The 3,140-nt window shown below is 77.6% G+C and carries 4 protein-coding genes; 1 reads left to right on the top strand and 3 read right to left on the bottom strand.

Annotation, left to right across the window (positions count from 1 at the left end):
* Positions 1-93: 93 nt before the first annotated feature.
* From ABZS66_RS61140 to ABZS66_RS61130, 3 genes are read right to left on the bottom strand one after another with little or no spacing between them, the layout of a single operon-like run.
* Positions 94-741, bottom strand: a complete 648-nt coding sequence (locus ABZS66_RS61140) for an acetoacetate decarboxylase family protein (RefSeq protein ID WP_354774112.1) — start codon at positions 739-741, stop codon at positions 94-96.
* A 40-nt stretch (positions 742-781) separates the two neighbouring features.
* Complete coding sequence (locus ABZS66_RS61135) at positions 782-1,996, bottom strand: DUF6596 domain-containing protein (RefSeq protein WP_354774110.1); 1,215 nt, start codon at positions 1,994-1,996, stop codon at positions 782-784.
* Positions 1,989-2,330 carry a YciI family protein gene (locus tag ABZS66_RS61130; RefSeq protein WP_354774108.1) on the bottom strand — a complete coding sequence of 114 codons (342 nt, stop codon included), beginning with the start codon at positions 2,328-2,330 and terminating at the stop codon, positions 1,989-1,991. The genes ABZS66_RS61135 and ABZS66_RS61130 overlap by 8 nt, the downstream gene beginning before the upstream one ends.
* 199 nt (positions 2,331-2,529) lie before the next feature.
* Here ABZS66_RS61130 and ABZS66_RS61125 point away from each other — a divergent pair.
* Positions 2,530-3,140: winged helix-turn-helix domain-containing protein (locus tag ABZS66_RS61125; RefSeq protein WP_354774106.1), on the top strand; the 611-nt coding region annotated here is incomplete at its 3' end.

Genomic DNA, 3,140 nt, shown 5'->3' with positions numbered 1-3,140 from the left:
GCCGCGCCGCGCCGCGCCACTCGCCGGCCGGGGCCGCGGCCGCGGTGATCATGGTGGCCGGCGTCCGGCCGGGTGGGTGTGACCGTTCGCCCGTCAGGCCACGGCCGGGTCTGCGGCCGGGTGGCGGGCCGGGTCGCCGAAGCGCATGCGGAAGTCCGTCGCCACCAGCGACAGCAGCGGCCGGCGGCCCGACAGGAACCCCAGCGGGCCGTCCGCGGCCATGTCCCACGTGACCCGGGTCGTGCCGTAGCGGGCCGTCGACCGGACCGGCGTCACCTTCGCCGTGCCGGCCAGGTCCTGGGCCACGCGGAACGCCACCGGGAGGCGGAACGGCAGGCGCGCGCCGGCGCGGACGGCCGAGGACGCGATCGGGCCGGTCCCCGTCCAGGCGGTCGCGGCGACGTCGGTCACGGTGAGGTCGGCCAGGTCCTTCGGGATGCCCCACAGCTCCCGCCCGCCGTCGCGGGAGTCGGGGCTGTCGACCCAGATGTGGCTGATCGTCACCCGCGGCCGGGCGCCGGCCCGGGTGAGCGTCGCGGCGAGCAGCTCCCGGTACGACAGGTCGCCGCCCGGCCGGTAGTCGACCCAGGCGGTCCCGACGACGGCCCGCGCGCCGAGCCGGACGACCCGGACCGCCCCGGCGAGCGCGGCGGGCAGCGGCGGCACGACCGAGCAGGGTACCACCCACACGGACACGTGCATCGTGCCGCGCAACGACCACGGCTCCGGCGGGTATGCCATCGAGGTGCTCCAATCCGGCCGGCGGGTAACGCCGTCACCGTCAGCGTAACGCCGTCACCTCTGCCAAGCGGGTGGCCAGGTAGGCGCGTTCGACGTCGTTCGCGGTCAGGGCGATCGCCTCGCGGTACGCCTCCGCCGCGGCCGGCCGGTCGCCGAGGCGGCGCAGGAAGTCGGCGCGGGCCGCGCTCAGGTAGCCGTACGTGGCCAGGGCCGGCTCGGCGAGCAGCGGGTCCAGGGCGGCCAGGCCGGCCCGCGGGCCGTCGCGCAGGCCCACCGCGACGGCCCGGTTGAGCGCGACCACGGGGGAGGGCCACAGCCGCAGCAGTACGTCGTAGAGGCCGACGATCTCGGTCCAGTCCGTGTCGGCCCAGGTCGGGGCCTCGGCGTGCACGGCGGCGATCGCGGCCTCGACGGCGAAGCGGGTCGGCGGCTGGCGGCGCAGGGCACCGGCGAGCAGGCGGGTGCCCTCCGCGATGGCCGCCGCGTCCCAGCGCGAGCGGTCCTGCTCCGCGAGCAGCAGCAGGCGGCCGTCCGGGGCGACCCGGGTGTCGCGGCGGGCGTCGACGAGCACCAGCAGCGCGAGCAGCGCGGCCGCGCCCGCCGACGCGGGCATGAGGCGGTGCAGGGTCCGCGCGAGGGCGAGCGCCGCGTCGGTGAGGTCGCGGCGCACCAGCTGCGGGCCGGTCGGGGCGGCGTGGCCGGTGGTGTACACCAGGTGGACCACCTCCAGGACCGCGTCGAGGCGCTCGCCGAGCCGGTCCGGCGGCGGCACGCGGAACGGGATGCGCGCCTTGGCGATCTTCTTCTTGGCCCGGGTGACCCGCGCCGCCATCGTCGGCTCGGCCACCAGGAACGCCCGCGCCACCTCGGCCGTCGACAGGCCGCAGACCAGGCGCAGCGTGAGGGCCACCTGCGCGTCGCGGGACAGGGCCGGGTGGCAGCAGGTGAACACGAGCCGCAGCGGGTCCTCGGCCGCGGGCGGGCCGGGATCGGTCACGAGCAGCGGGAGCGTCCGCCGCAGGGTGGACTCCCTCCGCAGTACATCGAGCGCCCGGTTCTTGGCGACGGTTGTGAGCCATGCGCCCGGGCGCGCCGGCACGCCGTCGTGCGGCCAGGTCTCCAGGGCCTTGGCGTACGCGTCCTGCGTGCACTCCTCGGCCAGGTCCAGGTCGCGGGTCAGGCGCGCGGTCGCGGCCAGGACCCGCCCCCAGTCCCGCCGGTGCGCCTCGGACACGGCCTCGGCGACGTCAGCCATGATCGACGACCGGGCGGACCTCGACGCCGCTGTGCCCGGCGGTGACCTCCGGCAGCCGCGACGCGAGCGCGATCGCCTCGTCGAGGTCGCCGGCCTCGACCAGGTAGTAGCCGCCGAGCGCCTCCTTCGTCTCCAGGAACGGCCCGTCGGTGACCGTGGCGCCCCGCAGCGACGTGGCGGTCGACGCCGGCTCCAGCTCCTCCCCGGCGAGCACGGCCGGGCCGGCCGCCGCGCGGAACGCCAGGTGGCCGGCCTCGAGCCGCTGCCGGTCCTCGGGGGTCATCGCCGACCACTCGCGCTCGTCGCCGTAGATGAGGATGAGGTACTTCGCCATGGTGTGTCCCGTCGTGCCGGGGCCCGGGCGGGCCCGTCTGCCTACACGACGAGTCAACCGCACCCGGAATCGACACGCGGACCGGACGATGTCGGCAAGCGCGGCGGCTGCCGGCGGCCGGCGCCGGTACCGGCACGGTGGCCGTTCCCTGACCGGTCGACGGGGGCCGGGCCCGCCCCGGCGCCCGTATCCTCGACGGATGCGGGTGGGGGTGCTCGGTCCGGTGGAGGTCACCGGCGCCGACGGCACGCCCGCCGACCTCGGCACCCCCAAGCAGCGGGCGCTGCTCGCCGCCCTGGTCCTGCACCGCCCGCGCACCGTCGCCGTCGAGACCCTCGTCGACCTTGTGTGGGGCGACGACGTCCCGCCGTCGCCGCTGAGCTCGCTGCACGGGTACGTCTCCGGCCTGCGCCGCGCCGTCGAACCGTCCCGGGCCCGCCGCGAACGGGCGTCGGTGCTGGTCACGACGCCGCCCGGCTACGCACTGCGGGTGGGCGACGACGCGGTCGACGCGGGCCGGTTCACCGCGGCGGTCGACGCGGCCCACCGGGCGCTTGCGACCGCGGGCGACCTCCCCGCGGCCCCGCCCGGCCTGACCCCGGCCGACCTGGCCGACCTCGCCGACCGGCTGGGGGCGGCCCTCGCACTCTGGCGCGGCACCCCCTACCAGGACCTCGACCACGCCGCCGCGGCCACCGCCGAACGGGCCCGCCTCGGCGTCGTCGAGCCGGTACCGCACCGGGTAGGGGCCGAGGATGATGCCGCCATCATCGCCGGCTACGCGCAGGCCGGGGTGGAGACCACCGCCGG

Origin of the sequence: Dactylosporangium sp. NPDC005572 (genome assembly GCF_040605515.1) — a bacterium.
Lineage (GTDB): Bacteria > Actinomycetota > Actinomycetes > Mycobacteriales > Micromonosporaceae > Dactylosporangium.
Note: the sequence above shows the minus strand (reverse complement) of the source record. Positions and strands in the feature narration are given on the sequence as shown.

Excerpts from the sequence above, each read along its gene's own strand:
- ABZS66_RS61140 (WP_354774112.1), bottom strand. The coding sequence starts at position 741 with ATGGCATACCCGCCGGAGCCGTGGTCGTTGCGCGGCACGATGCACGTG.
- ABZS66_RS61135 (WP_354774110.1), bottom strand. The coding sequence starts at position 1,996 with ATGGCTGACGTCGCCGAGGCCGTGTCCGAGGCGCACCGGCGGGACTGG.
- ABZS66_RS61130 (WP_354774108.1), bottom strand. The coding sequence starts at position 2,330 with ATGGCGAAGTACCTCATCCTCATCTACGGCGACGAGCGCGAGTGGTCG.